The 21,230-nt window shown below is 61.9% G+C and carries 14 protein-coding genes; 4 read left to right on the top strand and 10 right to left on the bottom strand.

Features of this window, described 5'->3' with window-relative positions; all coding sequences use genetic code 11:
- Nucleotides 1-4 precede the first annotated feature (4 nt).
- From BLS41_RS25120 to BLS41_RS25130, 3 genes are all read right to left on the bottom strand, one after another.
- Nucleotides 5-3,190, bottom strand: a complete 3,186-nt coding sequence (locus tag BLS41_RS25120) for an efflux RND transporter permease subunit (RefSeq protein ID WP_074769745.1) — start codon at nt 3,188-3,190, stop codon at nt 5-7.
- Between the two features lie 73 nt (nt 3,191-3,263).
- Entirely contained in the window at nt 3,264-4,535 is a 1,272-nt protein-coding gene (locus tag BLS41_RS25125; protein ID WP_074769747.1) for an efflux RND transporter periplasmic adaptor subunit, read from the bottom strand.
- 45 nt (nt 4,536-4,580) lie between these two features.
- Entirely contained in the window at nt 4,581-5,435 is an 855-nt protein-coding gene (locus BLS41_RS25130) for an alpha/beta hydrolase (RefSeq protein WP_074771172.1), read from the bottom strand.
- Between the two features lie 174 nt (nt 5,436-5,609).
- Between BLS41_RS25130 and BLS41_RS25135 the strand changes: the two genes are divergently transcribed.
- Together BLS41_RS25135 and BLS41_RS25140 are read left to right on the top strand one after the other, a co-directional pair.
- Entirely contained in the window at nt 5,610-6,614 is a 1,005-nt protein-coding gene (locus BLS41_RS25135) for a LysR family transcriptional regulator (protein WP_074769749.1), read from the top strand.
- A 224-nt stretch (nt 6,615-6,838) separates the two neighbouring features.
- Nucleotides 6,839-7,144, top strand: a complete 306-nt coding sequence (locus BLS41_RS25140; protein ID WP_074769751.1) for a DUF4148 domain-containing protein — start codon at nt 6,839-6,841, stop codon at nt 7,142-7,144.
- 261 nt (nt 7,145-7,405) lie between these two features.
- On the opposite strand, the gene BLS41_RS25145 is transcribed toward BLS41_RS25140, so the two are convergent.
- Nucleotides 7,406-8,479 carry a purine-nucleoside phosphorylase gene (locus tag BLS41_RS25145; RefSeq protein ID WP_074769753.1) on the bottom strand — a complete coding sequence of 358 codons (1,074 nt, stop codon included), beginning with the start codon at nt 8,477-8,479 and terminating at the stop codon, nt 7,406-7,408.
- A 236-nt stretch (nt 8,480-8,715) separates the two neighbouring features.
- Between BLS41_RS25145 and BLS41_RS25150 the strand changes: the two genes are divergently transcribed.
- Nucleotides 8,716-9,696 (top strand): aldo/keto reductase, encoded by a 981-nt coding sequence (locus BLS41_RS25150; protein ID WP_074769755.1) that lies wholly within the window; start codon nt 8,716-8,718, stop codon nt 9,694-9,696.
- Between the two features lie 69 nt (nt 9,697-9,765).
- Here the strand turns inward: BLS41_RS25150 and BLS41_RS25155 are convergent, their stop codons facing one another.
- The 4 genes from BLS41_RS25155 to BLS41_RS25170 form a co-directional block, all read right to left on the bottom strand.
- Nucleotides 9,766-10,671 (bottom strand): cation diffusion facilitator family transporter, encoded by a 906-nt coding sequence (locus tag BLS41_RS25155; protein WP_074769757.1) that lies wholly within the window; start codon nt 10,669-10,671, stop codon nt 9,766-9,768.
- A gap of 155 nt (nt 10,672-10,826) precedes the next feature.
- Nucleotides 10,827-15,665, bottom strand: coding sequence for an NAD-glutamate dehydrogenase (locus tag BLS41_RS25160; RefSeq protein ID WP_074769759.1), 4,839 nt, complete (start codon nt 15,663-15,665; stop codon nt 10,827-10,829).
- A 163-nt stretch (nt 15,666-15,828) separates the two neighbouring features.
- On the bottom strand, nt 15,829-16,611 hold the full coding sequence (locus BLS41_RS25165; protein WP_074769761.1) for an alpha/beta fold hydrolase: 783 nt from the start codon (nt 16,609-16,611) through the stop codon (nt 15,829-15,831).
- Nucleotides 16,608-17,642 (bottom strand): M14 family zinc carboxypeptidase, encoded by a 1,035-nt coding sequence (locus BLS41_RS25170; RefSeq protein WP_074769763.1) that lies wholly within the window; start codon nt 17,640-17,642, stop codon nt 16,608-16,610. The genes BLS41_RS25165 and BLS41_RS25170 overlap by 4 nt, the downstream gene beginning before the upstream one ends.
- Nucleotides 17,643-18,034: 392 nt before the next feature.
- Between BLS41_RS25170 and BLS41_RS25175 the strand changes: the two genes are divergently transcribed.
- Nucleotides 18,035-18,871, top strand: a complete 837-nt coding sequence (locus BLS41_RS25175) for a DMT family transporter (protein WP_074769765.1) — start codon at nt 18,035-18,037, stop codon at nt 18,869-18,871.
- A 19-nt stretch (nt 18,872-18,890) separates the two neighbouring features.
- On the opposite strand, the gene BLS41_RS25180 is transcribed toward BLS41_RS25175, so the two are convergent.
- On the bottom strand, nt 18,891-20,384 hold the full coding sequence (locus tag BLS41_RS25180; RefSeq protein WP_074769767.1) for a sensor histidine kinase: 1,494 nt from the start codon (nt 20,382-20,384) through the stop codon (nt 18,891-18,893).
- A complete protein-coding gene (locus tag BLS41_RS25185; RefSeq protein WP_074769769.1) occupies nt 20,381-21,127 on the bottom strand; it encodes a response regulator transcription factor in 747 nt (248 codons plus the stop codon). Before BLS41_RS25185 ends, BLS41_RS25180 begins: the two co-directional genes overlap by 4 nt.
- Nucleotides 21,128-21,230 lie beyond the last annotated feature (103 nt).

A 21,230-nucleotide genomic window follows, 5' to 3' on the forward strand; every position in this document is an offset into this window, starting at 1 on the left:
CTCCTCACGCGTCCGTCACCGGCGCGCCATAGTGCGGCGAATCTTTCTGCGCGACGTGAATCGTCCCGCCAGCGAGCGTGCGCAGCACCACATAGAACACAGGCGTCAGCATCAGCCCGAACAGCGTGACGCCGAGCATGCCGAAGAACACCGCAATCCCCATCGCGTGACGCATTTCCGAACCGGCTCCGGTCGACAACACCAGCGGCACCACGCCCATGATGAATGCGATCGACGTCATCAGAATAGGCCGCAGACGCAGACGGCTCGCCTCGATGGCCGCCGACAGCGGCGTGTGTCCGTCATGCTCCAGCTCGCGAGCGAACTCGACGATCAGGATCGCGTTCTTCGCCGACAAGCCCACCAGCACCATCAAACCGATCTGCGTGAAGATGTTGTTGTCGCCACCGAGCAGCCACACGCCCGTCAGCGCGGACAACACGCTCATCGGCACGATCAGGATCACGGCGAGCGGCAGCGTCAGGCTTTCATACAGCGCGGCGAGCACGAGGAACACGAGCAGTACGCTGATCGGGAACACCCACATGCCTGCGTTGCCGGCAAGAAGCTGCTGATACGTCAGGTCGGTCCATTCGAGCTTCACGCCACGCGGCAACACTTCCGCCGCGACACGCTCGGCGGCAGCCTGCGCCTGTCCCGACGAGAAGCCCGGAGCGGGTCCACCGTTGATATCCGCGGCGGTGTAGCCGTTGTAACGCACCACCATTTCTGGACCGTAGGTCGGTGTGACTGTCACCAGCGACGACAGCGGAACCATATCGCCAGCAGCATTGCGCGTCTTCAGTTGCAGGATGTCGTCCGCACGCTGACGGAACGGCGCGTCCGCCTGCACTCGCACCTGATACACACGGCCGAAGCGGTTGAAGTCGTTCACGTACAGCGAACCGAGGTAAATCTGCATCGTGTCGAACACGTCCGTGACCGGCACACCGAGTTGCTTCGCCTTCACACGATCCAGGTCCACGTTCAGTTGCGGCACGTTGATCTGATAGCTGGAGAAGGTCGGGCCGAGTTCAGGCGTTTGCGCTGCGCGCTTCACGAAGGCTTCGGCGGCCTTGTTCAACTCCGCGTAACCGAGCGCGCCGTGGTCCTCCAGTTGCATCTTGAAACCGCCGAGCGTGCCGAGACCGAGCACCGGCGGGGGCGGAAACACCGCGACAAACGAGTCCTTGATCGCGCCGTATTGCTGATTCAACGCACCCGCAATTGCACCAGCCGACAGTGCCTTGCCGTGACGATCCGCGAATGGCTTGAGCTTGACGAACACCACCCCCGCGCTCGAACTATTCGTGAAGCCGTTCACCGACAGACCTGGAAACTCCACCGCGCTTTCCACGCCCGGTTGCTTCAGCGCAATCGCGCTCATGTCGCGAATCACCTTCTCGGTACGATCGAGCGTTGCACCATTCGGCAACTGCGCGAAGGCAATCAGATACTCCTTGTCCTGCGCCGGCACGAAGCCGCCGGGCACGAGACGCGACATCAGCACCGTTGCGCCGAGCAGGATCGCGTAGACCGCGAGCATCGCGCCTTTACGGCGCAATACGCCAGTGACGCCGCGTCCATAAGCCTGCGAGCCACGATGAAACACCTTGTTGAAGCGCTTGAAGAAGCCGCCGAGCACGCGGTTCATCGCACGTGTCACGACGTCTTCCTTCGCGCCGTGACCGCGCAACAGCAGTGCGGACAATGCGGGCGACAACGTCAGCGAGTTGAATGCCGAGATCACCGTCGAGATCGCGATGGTCATCGCGAACTGCTTGTAGAACTGCCCCGTCAGACCCGTCATGAACGCGAGCGGCACGAACACGGCAACCAGCGTCAACGCAATGGCGATGATCGGCCCGCTCACTTCCTGCATCGCTTTATACGTCGCGTCGCGCGCACTCAGCCCGTTTTCGATATTCCGCTCGACGTTTTCCACCACCACGATCGCATCGTCCACCACGATCCCGATGGCAAGCACCATGCCGAACAACGACAACGCGTTAATCGAGAAGCCAAACGCGAGCAGCAGCGAGAACGTCCCGACAATCGACACCGGCACCGCGATCAACGGAATGATCGACGCGCGCCACGTTTGCAGGAACACGATCACGACGATCACGACCAGCGCAATCGCTTCGAGCAACGTATGCACGACCGCTTCGATACTTGAGCGCACAAACTGCGTCGGGTCATAGACGATGCGGTATTCGACGCCAGCGGGCATGTCCGCCGACAACTCCTTCATCGCTTCGCGCACCTGATCCGAAATTGCCAGCGAGTTCGCACCCGGCGCCTGGTTGATTGCGAGCGCCACGGCCGGTTTGTTGTCGAGCAGCGAACGCAGCCCATATTCCGAAGCCGCGAGTTCGATCCGCGCGATGTCACGCAGATAAGTCACCGCGCCATCAGGTGCAGTCTTGACGACGATATCGCCGAATTCGCCTTCGGTCTTCAGACGGCCGCGCGCATTCACTGACAGTTGCAACTGCGTGCCCGGCACCGAAGGCGAGCCGCCGATCACACCGGCCGCCACCTGAATGTTCTGCTCGCGAATCGCGTTAACCACTTCCGTCGCGGTCAGGTTGCGTTGCGCGACTTTCTGCGGATCGAGCCAGACACGCATCGCGTAATCGCCCGAACCCCACAACTGCACTTCGCCGACGCCCTGAATCCGCGCAAGCCGGTCCTTGACGTTCAGCAGCGCGTAGTTGCGCAGATACGTCATGTCGTAGCGGTTATTCGGCGAAATCAGGTGGACCACCATCGTCAGCGTAGGCGAGCTTTTGATGGTCGTGACGCCGAGCCGCTGTACGTCTTCCGGCAAACGCGGCAACGCCTGATTGACGCGGTTCTGCACGAGTTGCGTCGCGAGGTCGGGGTTCGTGCCGAGCTTGAAGGTCACCGTGAGCGTGAGATTGCCGTCGCTATTCGCTTGCGACTGCATATACAGCATGTTCTCGACGCCGTTGATCTGCTCTTCGAGCGGCGAAGCGACCGCTTCTGCAATCACTTTCGGATTCGCGCCCGGATATTGCGCGTGCACGACCACCGAAGGCGGCACAACTTCCGGGTACTCCGAGATAGGCAGCTTGAAGAGCGAAATGATGCCCCCGAGCAGGATCAATACCGACAACACGCCAGCAAAGATCGGCCGATCGATGAAGAATTTGGATATGTTCATGGGAAGCTCTTAACGTTGAAGCATGCGGTTGGAGCATGCGCCGCGCGCGATCGATGCGCGCGGCGCACGAGGCTCACGAGTTCTTGCCCGCTGCTTTGGTGCGCGACTGCGTTTGCGCGTCAGTCTGTGGCTGCGTTGTTTTCGACGCTGGCGCTGGCGTTTGCGTTTGCGCGAGCGGCGCGCTGTCGGGGTCCTGATCGGCTGTCATCGGCACCATATGGGCGCGCACCGCATCGCCCGGACGCACGCGCTGAATACCGTTGACGACGATCCGGTCGGAGGCCTTCAGCCCGCCCTTCACGACGCGAAGATTGCCCTGCATGTCGCCCACGGCCACTTCGCGATACACGACGTGATTGTTCTGATCGACCACCAGCACGAACTTCTTGTCCTGATCGGTGCCGACCGCTGCGTCGTCGATCAACAGTGCAGCATGCGGCGCGCTGCCGCCCACTTTCACCCGTGCATAGAGGCCGGGAATCAACGCTCCGTCTTCGTTGTCGAAACGCGCGCGCACGCGGATCGTGCCCGACGACGTATCGAGACGGTTATCCACCGACTCGATCGTGCCGCTGCGCGAGTAACCGCTTTCGTCCGCGAGACCGAGTTCGACCGGCACCTTGCTGCCGTCTTTCGCGCGGCTCAGGTATTGCAGATACGTTTGTTCGTCCGCGTCGAACGATGCGTAGATCGGCGATACCGACACGAGCGTGGTCAACGGCGTCGAGTTCGCCCCTGCCGAGACCACGTTGCCCACCGTGATTTCCGCGCGCGACACGCGGCCCGCAACCGGCGCGACAATCTTCGTGTAGCCAAGATTGATGCGCGCGGTTTCGACCGCGGCCTGTGCGGCCTTCAGGTTCGCGCTCGCCTCGCGGGCGGCGTTCTGCTTCTCGTCGTAATCCCGTTTGGCGATGGCGTTATCGGCGATCAATCGTTGCGCGCGCTCCCAGTCGCTCTGCGTATAACCGGTGCGCGCTTGTGCGGCAGCGAGTTGCGCTTCGGCGCGATCCACTTCGGCGGCATACGGACGCGGGTCGATCACGAACAGCGTGTCGCCCTTCTTCACCAGCGCGCCGTCCTTGAAGTTGACCGAGACGATCGTGCCCGGCACCTGCGAACGAACGTCCACTTTTTCGACCGCTTCGAGACGGCCCGAATAGCTCTGCCAGTCGGTGATGGTTTTCTGCACCACGGTGGCCACATCGACTTCGGGCACGATGGTCGGTGCGGCAGGCGAGCTTGCATCGACGCGAATCGCGCCAAAGGTGCCCAGCCCGGCCACGACGACCACGGCTAGCGCGGCAATCGCCACACGGCGACGGGAAAGAGGAAGGATAGTCATGAGAAGCTCCCGGTATCGTTGATTGAATTTCTGTTTATGTCGGTTTCAGCGATGGGCGCGCGCGTCGAATCGCCACTGAAAAAAGCGCACCGCTTCCTGCAAAGCGGGCGGATGATCGGCGAGCGCAGCGTGCGAAACGCTCGGATAGCGGACCACCTGGGTCAGCACACCCGCGTCGATCAGACTGCTCGCGTATTTCTCCGCTTCCACATGCAGCACGTCGTTTTGCGCCGTCGCGATCAGCGTGGCGGGCAAGCCCGCAAGCCGCGCCGACTCGAGCGGAGCGGCATACGGATGCATGCGTTGCGACGCTTGCGGCAGATACGCGCGATAACACGCCGCGCACTCTTTTGCGGTGATATCCGAGCCCAAACGCTTTTCGTCGCCGAGACGTGTGAGGCTCGGATCGAGCATTGGGCCGAATAACGCTTGCGCAGAAATCTGCACATCGCCGCGATCTCGCGCGATAAAAGCGAGGCAGTTAGCCAGTTGCCCGCCCGCGTCGTGGCCCGCTACGCCAACCTTCCGGCTATTGCCGCCAAAGGCACGGGCGCGCGTCTGCACCCACAATGCAGCGCGATGTGCGTCCTCCGGCGCGGCCGGAAACGGAAACTGCGGCGCAAGCGAATAACCCACCGACACGACTAATGCCGGTAAGTGTTCTGCGAAATAGCGCGCGGCATAGTCGGCCTGATCGATCGAGCCCTTGGTGAAGCCGCCGCCGTGGAAATAAAGCAGTACAGGCAGTGCGGTTTTCTTTGCCTGCCGGTACAAACGCAACGTAATGTCCTGCGCGTGCCCTTCAATCTGCACGTCAGTGACGTCGAGAGCCGTGTCATCAGCCTCTGACAACCCGCCGTCGGCGGGCACAAAGGAGTACGGCGGTTTAAATGCATCCATGTCGAGCCGCGCAATGCGCATAGAACTTCAATGGTGCGAATTGTGGGTTCGGCAGAGCCTTAAATAAATGCCTATAATCCGTCATCACAATTCGGCGCCTCTGAACAATCGAGTGTGATTGCTCTGCGGATTCTCATTCCGCCCGATGCGCCCGCCCCTTTCTGGAGGTTTGCAATGGACCGGCTTCAGGCCATGCAAGTGTTCACGCGCGTCGTCGACACCAATAGCTTTACCCGTGCAGCAGAAACGCTCGACCTGCCGCGCGCATCCGTCACCACGATCATTCAGAATCTCGAAGCGTTCCTTGGCACGCGTCTGATGCACCGGACCACGCGGCGTTTGTCGCTGACACCGGACGGCGCCGCTTATTACGAACGCTGCGTGCGCATCCTCGCGGACGTCGAAGAGACCGAAGCCAGTTTTCAGAGCGGCAATAAGAAGCCGCACGGCAAGCTGCGCATCGATATGCCGGGGTCGATTGGCCGCCTGCTGGTGATTCCTTCGCTGTGTGAATTCCACACGCGCTACCCGGATATCGATCTGCAACTCGGCTTGTCGGACCGGCCGGTGGATCTGTTGCAGGAAGGCGTGGACTGCGTGGTGCGCGTCGGCGCGCTACAGGATTCGTCGCTGGTGGCGCGGCGTATCGGCCTGTTCGAAGGCGTGACCTGCGCGGCGCCGGACTACATCGAACGCGCCGGCATACCGACCTCACTCGAAGACCTGGAGAATCACAAAGCGGTCAATTACTTCTCGAGCCGCACAGGCCGGACGATCGACTGGGCCTTTATGGTGGAAGGCAAAGAGGTTGAAGTGAAGATGAAGAGCATCGTGTCGGTGAACGATGCAGACGCCTATGTGACTTGCGGCGTGGAGGGCTTCGGCCTGATTCAGCCGGCGCTCTTCATGGTGCTGCCGCATTTGCGTTCGGGTCAGCTGGTCGAAGTGTTGCCGGAACTGAAACCGCTGCCGATGCCCATTTCTGCGGTCTATCCACACAGTCGCCATCTGTCGCCGAAAGTCCGTGTTTTCGTAGACTGGATCGCGGAGTTGTTCGACCGCTGCCCATTGCTCAGCGGACGCGGCAGCCTCGACGCAACCTGCACGAAACGTACTTTCGAAGAACGCGAGTCCGCGCCGATGCTCGATACGCCGGTGATTACCGAATGGGTTGCATAAGTCCCTGAAGTCTTTTCGAATAGAAGTACAGAATCTGGAACAGTGAATTCCAACCGCGGCTCTAATGCTGCGTTTGGCCCGGTTTTAAAGGCTATTTCCATCATTGTTCCGGATTCGCGACAATTCATTTCGCGATTCCGCGATTTATCCGCTCGGCGTCAAAGTCTACATTTCACCCTGTCGCGGCACCTCACGTGCTGCAAACGAATCGACAGGAGTGGATCATGAAACGCAATCTCTTAGCTGGCCTGGCTCTTTCGCTGATCATCAGCGCACCGGCATTTGCACAAGGTGGCGGCGGAATTGGCCGTGCAGGTACTTACGAAACGGCGCCTACGCCGAGCACGACCGTGAAGACTCGCGCTGAAGTCAAAGCCGAAATCGTCGAAGCGTATCGCGACGGCTCGCTGCCTTCGCTGAATCGCACGTCGTACCCGAACAAAGGCCTGATCGGTCAAACGCAGGCTGCACGAATTGCTTTGCAGGAAGGCAATAGCGGCGACGTCACGCGCGTCGCCAACGGTCAATAAAATGCAGTCAAGCGACGACGCCACAATGATTCGGTTTCCAAAAGAAATAATCATTGCGGCGCCATTCATGCACTCTTCAAAAAGGAGCACATCATGACGCCATCCGAACTGGATGACTGGGATAGCGATATCCCGGTATGGACGCCGTACCGCGCACCGCAACATTGAGCGCGAAATTCGGCAGGTGTTGTTGTACCTATGTGCCCGCAGGGTTTTTGCTGCGGGCACATTTGCTATCAAGAAGCCGTGATGACTCGCCGCTCAACGTTTCGGCACGCCTTCGCGCCAATCGCTCCAATGAGTTGTAATGTCCTGCACCAGCGGATTGCCGGTGCGGAACAGGTTTTCGATCGCGATCGTGAAGCCGCCTTGCGCGGCATAGTTGAGCAGATTGTCCGAGCTGGTCTGTCCATCGTAGGGGCGGTCGAAATCGGAACCGGCCCGCAGCACCGCAACGCGATTCAAATCGACCTTATGCACCGACGCCGCGCGTTTTAGCGCCTCGTAGGTTGCGTTATCTTCCTGCTGCGTCGTGCAATAAACGCCTTTTCCGTCGGTCAGAATTTTTGTCCAGTCGCGTGCTCGCTGACCCAGCAAGGTGCCCGACCACCACGTATCGCCAGCCAGCGTGTCGCATTGAATCACCGTTGGTGGACGATTGGCCGGCGCATAAGAGTATTTTGCCCGCGCGGCCTGCGCCTGCGCGTCATCGGATAATGTCACGCTGTGAGACAACGCAAATGCGGTATTGGCCAGACGCGTATTCAACTGGAACACTTCGGTGCGATAGTCGAGTGGCGGCTTGTCCGTAGGGCTCGTCGTGTTGATGCCCAGATAGCCTGTATTCCAGTTCGACGGAATCTCGCGTCCATCTATTTCCCACTGAATCCCGAAGTCGACCAGATAGTTCGCCCACGCGGCTGACCCCACCGTGCCCTGCTGCGGATCGATCCCAGCGATGCCCGCCACCATGAAGTACGTATGCCGTAAATCGAACACCGGCGAAAACGTCAGCGCCATGATCGAGGCAGCGGCGTTGGTATGGCCCATGCCGGTGGTCATCACGCAGACTTCCTGCTTGTTGCAGTGGACGGTCGGATAATCCGGCGACAGTCCGTCCACGGTGATTTCGCGCCATGGCCCGAGGCGGTCGAGCCACACTTGTCCTTCCGGGCCGAACATCGAAATAATCATTACCTTGACGGGCTGCCCATGCGAATCGCCGTTGCCGCGCGAGAAACCGTCGTTGTCGTCGGCACTGGCCGGTCCTGAAGAAAAAGCCGCGCAAGCCGCGAGCGCTGTGGCGCAGAAAACACCGAGTGAGCGAGTCAGCATCATGATCTTCCTCTTTGCTTGTGATGCAGGTTGGGAAAGAGTGCTGCTTTCAAACCGAAAGAAGTATAGGTGCGAAGAAATTATTTGCCACGCCGTTGCGCACCATTTCCCGTTTTGCATGCGAATCTCGCCGCTCCGTTAATCAACCGGCTCACGACGCGATTCACAGCGTTTCCCTATAATCGACAATCCGCAGTACGCACCGCCTTTGTGCAGTTCTCAACAGGAGCACCACGATGGACTATGTGAAACTCGGCCGCACTGGCCTCGACGTATCGCGTCTTTGTCTCGGTTGCATGAGCTACGGCGTGCCCGCGCGCGGCACGCATCCCTGGTCGCTCGACGACGAAGCCTCGCGTCCCTTCATCAAGCAGGCGCTCGATCATGGCATCAATTTTTTCGACACTGCCAATGTCTATTCGGACGGCACCAGTGAAGAGATTGTCGGCCGCGCGTTGAAGGACTTTGCGAAGCGCGATGAGATCGTGCTGGCCACCAAAGTGCATGGCCGCATGCATGCTGGACCGAACGGCGCGGGGCTGTCGCGCAAGGCGATCCTGTCGGAAATCGATCAGAGCCTGAAGCGTCTCGGTACGGATTATGTCGACCTGTACCAGATCCATCGCTGGGATTACACCACGCCGATCGAAGAGACCATGGAGGCGCTGCACGATGTCGTGCGGGCCGGCAAGGCCCGTTATATCGGTGCGTCGTCGATGTATGCATGGCAGTTCTCCAAAGCGCTGCACGTCGCCGAGCGCAACGGCTGGACGCGCTTCGTGACGATGCAGAACTATGTGAACCTGCTATATCGCGAGGAAGAGCGTGAGATGCTGCCGCTGTGCGAAAGCGAAGGTATCGGCGTGATTCCGTGGAGTCCGCTTGCTCGCGGACGTTTGACGCGCGACTGGAACACCGAAAGCGCGCGTTCCGAAACCGACGAATTCGGCCGCACGCTTTACGCCCATACCGAGGACGCGGATCGTCAGATTGTTGAACGGGTCAGCGAGATCGCGAAGGAGCGTAGCGTGCCGCGTGCGCAGGTCGCACTAGCGTGGGTATTGCAAAAGAAGCCGATTACGTCGCCCATTGTCGGCGCGACCAAATTGCATCATCTGGACGATGCAGTGGCCGCGCTTTCGTTGAAGCTGAGCGATGAAGAAATCCGCAAGCTGGAAGAACTCTACGTGCCGCATGCGGTGACCGGCTTTAAATAACCGGCCGCGCCAGATTGAATGAACGACGCTGAGCGGGAGCCACTTCGGAATCCGCCAGCGTCGACCAATTCAAACGCGCGGCACATCGGGCTCGAAAAACACCCACCGCACCTGCGGAAACGTAGCCTGCAAATCCGCTTCGATCACATTGATCGCATCAATCATCGCGCGGCCGCTCGCGTAGTCGATCATCTCCGCCTGAACCGCCACCACCACGTGACGCCCCCACTGCAGCGTAATCATATTGATGATGCCGCGAATCTCCGTGCGTGCGCGCAAATGCGCTTCAATCGCGCTGCGCACTTCCGGGCTTGCCGATTCGCCGACGATCATCGACTTCACTTCTCGCGCCACCAGCCACGCAATCAACATCAGCAGAAGACCGACGCCGATCGAACCCAGCGCGTCATACACGGAATTGCCGGTGATCATCGTGAGCAGCACCGCGACGAACGCAATCGCGAGGCCCGCCAGTGCGGCGATATCTTCGCCCGCCACGACCAGCAGTTCCGACTCGCGCGTTTCGCGAAACCAGCGCCACATGCTTTTATCCGGATGCGTCTTGCGGATTTCCTTGATGGCGCCCCACAGCGACAACGCCTCGAGCACCACCGAAACGCCCAGCACCGCTAACGCCACATACGCATACTGCAACGGCTCGCGAGCGAATAGCCGATGCACGCCCTCATACACTGAAAACGCGCCGCCGACAAAGAACAGCAACAACGCAACCAGCAGCGAATAGAAGTTGATTTCGCGCCCGCTGCCCATCGGATGCAGCGGACTCGCCGGCTTGCGCGCTTCACGCAGACCGAACAGCAGGAGCAGTTGATTACCGCAATCGGCGGTCGAGTGGATCGCCTCGGCGAACATCGAACCGGAGCCGGTGAATGCAGCCGCCGCGAACTTGCAGATGGCGATACCGAGGTTGGCGGCGAGCGCATAGAAAATGGCTTTCGGCGATTCTTCTTTCATCGTCGGGAGGGTGTCCGGGAGTTTGCAAAATGCTTTCGGTTAGCAGGAACCCGTATTATGGGCACGCCGAACGCGATGCGTCCAACCCGGCCGTTGTACGCATCGCACGCATCTTCTTGCCCATAAGCTGAGCCGCGCCTCCCCGCGCACTTGCTTCAGGCTCGTTCGAGCACCGCCATCTCCCGCACGATCACCAGCAGCATCGACAGACTCGCGCCTCCCGTCGCGCGCAAATCGGCCAGCAAGCGCGCATAGCGTTCGAGTTGCGCGGCACGTTTTTCGCGCCACGCTTCGACCAGTGCATCGGGTGTCGAAGCATCGTCGGCATCGGCGAGGGCGCTCGTGGTCAGCGCGCGTTTCAGCCGCGCGAGTTCGGCCAACGCCGACGCGCGCGCCAGCATGTCCCAATGCGTGGGCGCGGGCAATGCGGCTGCGCGCTCGCTGATCCAGCTGTAATTCAGCAATGTGCCAAGCTCGAAATACACGCCCGCGACGAGTTCGAGACTACGCCCGCAAGTCGATGCCACTTCGGCAATATCGAGCAATGCCGCCGATATCTCGCCGCTCGCGATCCGTACCGCGAGTTCGCTGTCTACGCCGGCATCGGCAAGCACACGTTGACGCTCGGACAACACCTCCAGATCGGCGGCCGGCAAAAGCGCGGGCCATTGCGGTGCAAGACGTTGCGCGGCATCGCGGCATCGCGCGAGCAGGCCCGCTACATCGTCGCCGACCGCGCCCGACTGCAATTGCCGCAGGAACCACAGCGCCGAGCGCTCGACCAGCCGCGCGACTTCGACGAACATGCGCGCCTGCACATCGTCGGCGACGCGATTGTCGAGCGCGTCGATGCTGCGCCATACGTCGTCGAGATCGAACACGTCGCGCGCCATGATGCAGGCGCGAACAATATCGCCCGGCTGCGCATCGGTTTCCTCCATCAGCCGATGCACGAACTCGCAACCCACGCGATTCACCAGCGCATTCGTCAGGTGCGTCGCGAGAATTTCGCGGCGCAACGGGTGACGTTGCATCGGCTCACTGAAACGCTGCCGCAGCGGCTTCGGGAAGTACTCGACCAGCGTGTCGCTAACGAGCGGGTCTTCCGGCATCGACGAGTCGAGCAGCGCGTCGTACAGCCACATCTTGCTGTACGCGAGCAGCACCGCGCGTTCGGGCGTCGTCAGGCCTTGCTTTGCCGCCTGACGTTCGGCGACTTCGTCATCGGTCGGCAGGAATTCGATCACACGATTCAGGCGTCCCGCGCGTTCGAGATAGCGCATCAGCCGCGCTTCGGCATCGAGCAATTCGACACCATAGCGGCCCGCAATCGACAGCGCCTGAGTCTGGTAGTAGTTGTCCTGCAACACGAGCAGCCCGACTTCGTCGGTCATTTCGGCGAGCAGTACATTGCGCTGTTTCCCGGTCATTTCTCCATCGGCGACGACCAGCCCGAGCAGAATCTTGATGTTCACTTCGTGGTCCGAGCAATCGACGCCCGCGGAGTTATCGATTGCATCGGTATTGATGCGGCCGCCGCGCTGCGCGAATTCAATGCGCCCGTGTTGCGTCAAACCGAGATTGCCGCCTTCGGCCACCACCTTGCAGCGCAGATCGGCGCCATTGACACGGATCGCATCGTTCGCTCGGTCGCCGACTTGCAGATGCGTCTCGCGGCTCGCTTTCACATAAGTACCGATGCCGCCGTTATAGAGCAGATCGACCGGCGCCTGCAAAATCGCACGCATCAACTCCGCCGGCGCGAGCGCAGGTGTGCCGATGCCGAGCACGGCCTGCACCGCGGGCGATAACGGAATCGTCTTTGCGCTGCGCGGAAACACGCCGCCGCCCGCCGAGATCAGCGACGGATCGTAATCGGCCCAACTCGATCGATCGAGATTGAAAAGCCGCGCACGCTCGGCAAGGCTCACTGCAGGATCGGGATTCGGATCGAGAAAAATATGCCGGTGATCAAACGCGGCCACGAGTTTGATATGCGGCGACAACAGCATGCCGTTGCCGAATACGTCGCCCGACATATCGCCCACGCCGACCACGGTGAAGTCCATCGTCTGCGTGTCGACGCTCATTTCGCGAAAGTGCCGCTTGACCGATTCCCACGCGCCGCGCGCGGTAATCGCCATTTTCTTGTGGTCGTAACCGACCGAGCCGCCCGACGCAAACGCATCGTCGAGCCAGAAACCGTATTCCTGCGAAATCGCGTTCGCGTAGTCGGAGAAGGTGGCCGTGCCTTTGTCGGCGGCGACCACGAGGTAGGGATCGTCGGGATCATGCCGCACCACGTCGGGCGGCGGCACGACGGTCGTGCCCGCGAGGTTGTCGGTCAGATCGAGCAGTCCGCGCAGGAACGTCTGATAGCACGCGACGCCTTCGCGCATCCACGCATCGCGCTCGCTTTGCGGCGGCGGATTCTTCACGACGAAGCCGCCCTTCGAGCCGACCGGCACGATCACCACGTTCTTCACCATCTGCGCTTTCATCAGGCCGAGCACTTCCGTGCGGAAATCTTCGCGCCGGTCCGACCAGCGCAATCCGCCACGCGCGACACGTCCGCCGCGCAGATGCACGCCCTCGACGCGCGGTGAATACACCCATATCTCGAACATCGGTTTGGGTTCGGGCAAACCGGGCACTTGCGACGGATCGAACTTGAACGACAGATACGGCTTCGGATGACCCTCTGCATCGTAGCGATAGTAATTCGTGCGCTTGGTCGCCTTGATGACGCCGAGGAACTGCCGCAGGATGCGGTCCTCGTCGAGATTGGGCACCTGATCGAGTGCGCTGTCGATCGTATGCAGCCAGCCGTCCACGCGTGCCTCGCGTGTGTCGCCGAACACCGGATCGAAGCGTGCGATAAACAGTTCGACCAGCATCCGCGCAATTGCCGGGTTGCCGGTCACCGCACGCTCGATATACGCATCGCTGAAGGTCGATCCGACCTGCCGCAAATACTTCGCATACGCGCGCAGGATCGTCACCTCGCGCGCATTCAGTTGCGCGCGCAAGACGAGGCGGTTGAAATCGTCGCTTTCAATTGCGCCGGTCCACACCTGCTCGAACGCTTCCTCGAACAGATCCTTGACGCGCTCTATGTCGAACTCTGCATCGTCCGCGAGTTCGAGGCCGAAGTCGTGAATCCACGCAGGCGTTGCATCCTGCGCTTCGATCAGATACGGCCGTTCTTCGTCGACCCGTACACCGAGATGTTCGAGCATCGGCAAACTGCGCGACAGCGCGATCGGCGAACCCGTGCGATACACCTTGAAGCGGAACGCACGCGGTCCCGATTCGATCGGGCGATACAGGTTCATTGCGAGCCGCTCGCTGCCCTGCACGCGTTCGATCAATTCGATATCGCGCACCGCCGTGCGAGCCGGATAATCGTCGCGATATCCGGCGGGAAACGAGTCGCCATAAAGTTGCAGAAGCCGGTTGCCGTGTTCTTCGCCATACGAATCGAGCAACGCGTCAGCGAGATCGTCCTGCCAGCGGCGCGACACCTGCACGAGTCGCGCTTCGAGTTCGCGCGTATCGACATCGGGCATGCCGCCAGGCTTCGCATGCACGACGAAGTGGATGCGCGCGAGCGTCGATTCCGACAGCAGCGGCGTGAACTCGACGCTCTCTCCGTTGAACGCGTCGGCGAGAAGATTAGCGATACGTTGCCGCAGATCGGTGTTGTACTTGTCGCGCGGCACGAACACGAGACACGACACGAAGCGGTCGAAACGATCGCGCCGCACGAACAGGCGCGTGCGCTGATGCTCCTGCAAACGCAGCACCCCTAGCGCGATGTCGTAGAGCTGATCTTCGTCGGCCTGAAACAGTTCGTCTCGCGGATAGGTTTCGAGCACGGTCACCAGCGATTTCGCCAGATGACCTTTTGGCAGGAAACCAGCCCGTCTCACGATATTTGCGCATTTGCGCCGCACGATCGGAATTTCCGCCGCCGACACGAAATACGCGGTGGACGTATAGAGCCCGATGAAGCGCCGTTCGCCGGTCACCTTGCCGTCCGCGCCGGTCAGCTTGATGCCGACGTAATCCAGATAGCCGGGCCGGTGCACGGTAGCCCGCGCGTTGGCCTTGGTGAGAAAGATCGGCGACGCGCTCGCGATCACCTGAGCCGCGGCGGGCGGCAACGCGGTGACCTCGGTTGCTCCGGTGGGACGCAACGCGTCGCGCAGAATGCCGAGCCCGGAGCCGGGCACCGCGCGCAATCCATAGCCGCCGTCGTGCTGCACGAGATCGTAGTCGCGCTGGCCGAGAAAGGTGAAATGATCGGCCACCATCCATTCGAGGAAGGCGCGTGCTTCCACGCCATCCGGCCCCGCTTCGGCGGCCTTCATGTTCCTGCTGGTCGCGCGCGCTAGTTCGACGATCTTCGGCCAGTCCTCCACTGCCGCGCGCACGTCGCCCAGCACCTTCGCGATGTCGTCGCGCAACGCGTCGAGCTTTGCGGCGTCGCCGCAACGATCCACTTCGAAATGAATAAACGATGTCAGATGCGAGCGCGTGTCGGCGGCATCTTCGGAGCCCTGACTGACGCGCTCGATACTGCCGTCCACACCGCGCCAGATGCGGAACACCGGATGCACGACCGAATGCAGCGCGAGTCCTTGACCGTTGACCGCCATCGACACGGAATCGACCAGAAACGGCATGTCGTCGTTGACGATCTCGATCACCGTGTGATCGGAATGCCAGCCGTGCTGTTCGAGGATCGGGTTATACACGCGCAACCGTTGCGCGCCGGGCACGAAGCGCTGCGCGGTTTGCCAGTGCGCGAGCGCCGCGCCGTAAAGATCGGCGATGGAGCGGCTTTGCAGATCGTCGGCATCGACGAAATCGTAGTAGTGCCGCAGAAAGGGCTCGACGACGTTGAAGGTCGGCTCGGGCAGCCGCCCGCGCGCAAATTCGACGACATCGTTCAGCAAGTGCGTGACCGCTTCTTCGTTCTTGGCTTGCATGATCAACTCCACGGCGGGTGGCTATGGCGAGTACGGCCTGATTCGCATGCATCGTCTGAACGGGATTATGCGCCTGCTGTCCGCCATGCGACCGCAGCACTCTGCCAGGTTATACCCGCTGAAGGTGGCCGTGCCGTGACCGCGTGACGACCGGCCGAGCCGCCTAGCTCACGTGTCCGGGCGCAGCTTTCGTCGGCGCGTCGGAGAGCCATGCGTGGAGTTGCTCAGCGGTCCACGCCGGGTCGTCGTGCGGCAGGTCGTGACCGGCCCACGGATGCTCGCGATGCCGGGCGCTCCACGCCGCTGCGAGTTTCGCCGAGCACGTCGGATCGACCAGATTGTCTGCGCGGGAAGAGAGAATCAGCAGCGGGCACGACGGTTGCGACGAAGCCGCCGCAAAGCGCGCGGCGGCCCACAGTTGCCGCCATGCATTGCCACGGCTCACGGGCGCGCTGCGGCGGATTTCGCACCACGTGTCGAGATCGGCGTTTAGCGCACCGGTTTCATTGCACGTCAGACGATGAATCTCACGCTCCGCGCGCGGCGCGTCGCGCCAGTGGGCCGCGACATCGACGAGGCCCGGCCACGCCGACGGGCGCAGCCGTTCCTGCATACGGCTGAAAGGCCGCATGCTGGTGTTGATCAACACCAGCCGTTCGATCTCGCCGGGGAAGCGTTGCGCCCAGTCGGTCGCGACCATGCCGCCGAGCGACATCGCCAGCACGCAATATGGGCCGGGTACGTCCATTTGCAGCGCAGCATCGCGGACAAAATCGACCATCCCCGCTACGTTGGACGGCGCGCGCAAGTGTGCGAATTCGCCATTGCCGGGAAGGTCGAGCAGCAGCAACCGGTCATTGCCGACCGCTTCACGCAACACCTCAGGCAGGCGTCCCCAATGACGCGTTTCGCGCGTCAGTCCGCGCAGCAGAATCCACGTGCTCATGCGACCACCGGGCTGTACCAGTGGTCGATTGCGCTTTGCAGCAGTTGCTCGCGGCGATGGCCCAGCGGCAACCAGCGCTGCGACGAAAACGCCGCGCGCGCCAGAAAGTCGAGCAGATTCGCGTGACGCCGCAACACGCGCTCGGTGCGGTGCGCCTTGACCGGATTGAACATGCCCTGCCGCGAGAACAATTGGCGCGGATTCTTCTTGATCCACAGCCACGAGCCGAGTTCGAGCGTCATCGGCAGGAAGATGTTGTCGGCGGGCGCGCGGTCGTACGCGAAATCCCATAGGTCGCCATGCAGCAGGTATTGATGGCTCTGCGGCTCGAACGCGTAGCCGTGATGCGGATGCGCACGCTCGAACATGGTTTTCAGCACGTACATTTCCGGCAGATGCGGCATCAGCTTGCGGGTACGCGCGTACGGAAACCAGATGCTGTCGCGCCAGCCGTAGCCCGAGTGGCAATCGAGCGCGATGCTCAACGGGCGCGTGTTCAATTGCGTTTCGACCACCTGCAGCAACGCAGCAGCCTCCGCTTCCATCGGACCGCCTTCGCGGCCGCGATACCACGGCAGCCACGCGCCCACACGCTGGCCGCCCGCAAGCAGCGGCACGCGTTCGTCGGCGTTCTGCGGCGCGTTGCGCATCAGATCGACGCCGTTCGGATTGGCGCGCGTGGACGCCCACATGCCGCCCGGATTGACGATCGGCACGAAGATCAGCCGGATCGATTGCAGTTGCCGCACCAGCAGTTCGTCCCATTCGAGGCGGGCGAGCAGCGCGCGCATGTAATCGAGCACGAGTTGCGAGCCAATCCGCTCCAGTCCGTGGATGCCGCCGAAAAAGCCGATAGCCGGCGCGAGCGGATCGGTCGAGCCGATGCTCGCGGTGTAGACGGCGAAGTTCCGGCCGCGCACCGACGTCTCGCAGGCGGTGTGGATTTCAAAGCTGGCGCTGCCCTGGTCGAGGATCGCTTTGAGATCTTCGTACTCTGCAAAACTGTCGGGGAGAAAGCTCAAAGGCTTCATGACAAAATCGCAAGGAATGGCACGATTATTAGGGGCTGCATGCTGGATCACGCAATATAGCCTGGCTGCGGGCGATCATGCCTGATGGCTTGCGGCCGCGTAAATCGCGTCACGAGGACGTCATTTTTTGTTCGAAAACCTGACTTCTTTCTGCCTCGCTGACGACTCTAAAAAGACACAAAAGATGCCGCCAGCCGCAGGGCCGAAGTTCGCGGCGAGGACTTCAAAAATCCCGTCAGACCTAGTGTCCTGAGATTTTCTACACACCACAAATTGCCGTTTTTCGCCACATAAAGCCCCTTCAATCTAGTCGCCCACTCCCTCGCGCCCGCCATCCGCTGGAATAATCACGGCCTTGCCGCTTATGGCCGCCCACTTTCCTCCGGTCGTCGATGGAATCCCTTGTCGTTCTGTTAGTCCTGCTTTCCGCCCTCCTTCACGCCACCTGGAACGCATTCCTGCATCTGTCCGAAGACCGGGTCTGGCTGCTCGGCATGATGGCGATTCCGTATATCGCCGTCAGCGCCGTCGGCGTGATCGTGCTGCCGATGCCCGCGCCCGCTGCGTGGCCTTACATCATCGCGTCGGTGGTGCTGGAGTTCGGCTATCTGCTGGCGTTGATCCGCGCATACAAAAGCGGCGACTTCGGGCAGATCTATCCGATCGCGCGTGGTCTTTCGCCGATGCTGGTGTTCGCCGGCGCGTTGGTGTTCGCGCACGAAGCGCTCAAGCCGCTCGCGGCGGTCGGTGTGGCGCTGGTGTCGCTCGGCATCGTGTCGCTGGCGTTTCGCCGGGGCATGCGCTTTTCCGGCGAAAGCGTGCCGTTCGCGCTGCTGACGGGCCTGTTCATCTCAGCGTATTCGGTGGTGGACGGAATCGGCGCGCGCGTCGCAGGCAACGGGCTCAGCTACATCATGTGGGTCTATCTGATCTGGAATATCCCGCAGTTTCTGCTCGCGTGGCACTGGCGCGGCGGAGCCAGGGGGCTTTTCATCGGACGCGCGGTGGTGCTCAAGGGGATCGCGGCGGGCGTGCTGGCACTCAGCGCGTATTGCCTGATTATCGAGGCGTACCGCTATCTGCCGATTGCGACGGTGTCCGCGCTGCGCGAGATGAGTTCGATCTTCGCGGTGCTGATTGGCTGGCTGTTCATGCGCGAAAAATTGACGCCACGGCGGATCGTCGCGTGCGCGCTGGTGACGCTGGGCGCGGTGCTGATCCGCATCTGAATCGACGCCCCGCGAACGCTCAAAGCTTTGAATCTGCGGTGGCCGGTTTCTCCGTGGTCGGCAATTCGAAGCGGAACGCCGTACCCGTGCCGTCGCGATCGAGCAGGCGTATCTGGCTGCGATGCAGTTGCAGCATCCGCTGCACGATCAGCAGACCGAGCCCGCCGCCGCGATGCCCACCGCTCAAACTGAACGGCCGCTCGAACAACCCTTCGCGCAGTTCCACCGGAATGCCCGGCCCGGTATCGCTGACGGTGACGGAAACCTTGCCGTCCTCGCTCGCCAGATCGACGTCGATGGCGCCGTCGCGCGGTGTATGGCGAATCGCGTTGTCGAGCAGGTTGGTCAGCACGCGTTCGATCATCCCCAGATCGGCGCATACGCTCGGCAAACGCGGCGGAATACCCGCGCGCAACTGGATATGCCGAGCCTCGGCCGGCAACTCGAACTTCTGGAACACGTCCTGCACGAGATCGACCAGCGAGAACTGCTCGAACACCGGCTGCACGTTGCCGTGTTCGAGCCGCGCCAGTTCGAATAGCGACTGCGCGAGCCGCCCCACCTTGACGCTTTGCGCGAGCGCGATCGCCAGATAACGCGAGCGCTCGGTCTCGCCGAGCGTGCCGGCCTTCAGCGACAACGTTTCCAGATAACCGTGCAGCGACGTCAGCGGCGTGCGCAGGTCGTGCGAAATATTGGCGATCAGTTCGCGCCGCTGCTGATCCTGACGCGTCAGCGCGCGCCATTGTTCGCCGATCCGCTTCGCCATCTGCGCGAACGTGGCCTCCAGCACCGCGATTTCGTCGCGCCGCCCGGCGGGCGCGGAGCGCGGCACGCTCGGCTGCGTGTCGGGCTCGCCTTCCGCATCGAAGCGCCGCATCGCGTCGGTGAGACGGCGCAGCGGACGCGTGATCAGACCGAACGCGGTCAGACCGGCGAGCAACCCCAGCAACGCAACCAGCGCCATCGACCACAACGTGGTGCGCAACACCGAGCTGGCGGCTACGCGCGCGGCGAGCGCATCGTGCTCTTCGCCGAGCAGCACCACGTAGATATAACCGGACGGCGGCTGGCCGTTGGTCTGCAACGGCGCGGCGCTGAACACCTTCCTGCCGTCGAGGCTGCGCGGGTCGTCGCCGAGAATCGGCAGCGCGTCGCCCGCGATGAAACGCCGGATCGGCGCGAGGTCCACCTGTTCGCGCTTGACGTGACCGGCGGGAGCGTCGTCGCCCTGAATGCGGCCTTGATTGTCGAGCAGATACACCTCGACGCTCGGATTGACCATCATCAACTGGCCGAACAGCTGACGCACCGCGTCGGGCCGCAAACCGTTCGCGTCCATCAGCGTGGTGCGGTGCGCGATGTGGTCGGCGAGGTTCTTCGACAGGTTCTGCACGACTTCCATTTCGTGCAGATCGCTGGAGCGGATTTGCAGCCACGCCGACGCGCCGCAGCATGCGAGCAGCAACGCGGAAAAGACGAGCGAGAGCCGCTGGGTCAGCGTGAGGTTCACGGCGCGTCCTTGTGAGCAGAGGCCGGTGCGGGCGTTTCGCCGGGCACGGCCAGCTTGTAGCCGCGTCCCCAGACCGTGAGGATGCGCTCGGGCTGCGCCGGATCGGCCTCGATCTTCGCGCGCAGCCGGTTGATGTGCGTGTTGACCGTGTGCTCGTAGCCTTCGTGCTGATAACCCCACACCGCGTTGAGCAGGTCCATCCGCGAAAAGACCTTGCCGGGATGCTGCGCGAAGTAGTACAGCAGGTCGAATTCGCGCGGTGTCAGTTCAATCGGCGAGCCGTCCACCGCGGCTTCGCGCGTCAGCGGATCGATCTTCAGACCGGCGATGTGCAGACTGCCAGCGTCGATCCGCGAATCTTTCGCCATGGCCTCGACGCGCCGCAGCAAGGCCTTGACCCGCGCCACCAGTTCGAGCACCGAAAACGGCTTCGCGAGGTAATCGTCGGCGCCGAGTTCGAGGCCGAGAATCCGGTGGACTTCGCTCGACCGCGCGCTGGTGATGATGATCGGCGTGTAGCGCGTCATCGCCCGGGCGCGGCGGCAGATTTCCAGACCGTCGACGCCCGGCAGCATCAGGTCGAGGATCAGCGCGTCCCAGCCACCCTGCTCCAGCAGTCGCAAGCCTTCGTTGCCGTCGGCGCTGTGCACGACTTCATAGCGCTCGTCGCGCAGATGCAGGCTCAGCACGTTGGCGATGTCGACGTCGTCTTCGACGATCAGGATGCGCTTCGGATGGTCCATGGAGGGCGTGGGTTGGTGTGTTCTCGGGTGGCTCTACGAAGGCGGCGCACGGGCCAAAACCGGCTCAGCCGCCCCGCACCGAAGCCTCATTGTGCAAAATTTT

Source organism: Paraburkholderia fungorum, assembly GCF_900099835.1.
Classification (GTDB): domain Bacteria; phylum Pseudomonadota; class Gammaproteobacteria; order Burkholderiales; family Burkholderiaceae; genus Paraburkholderia; species Paraburkholderia fungorum_A.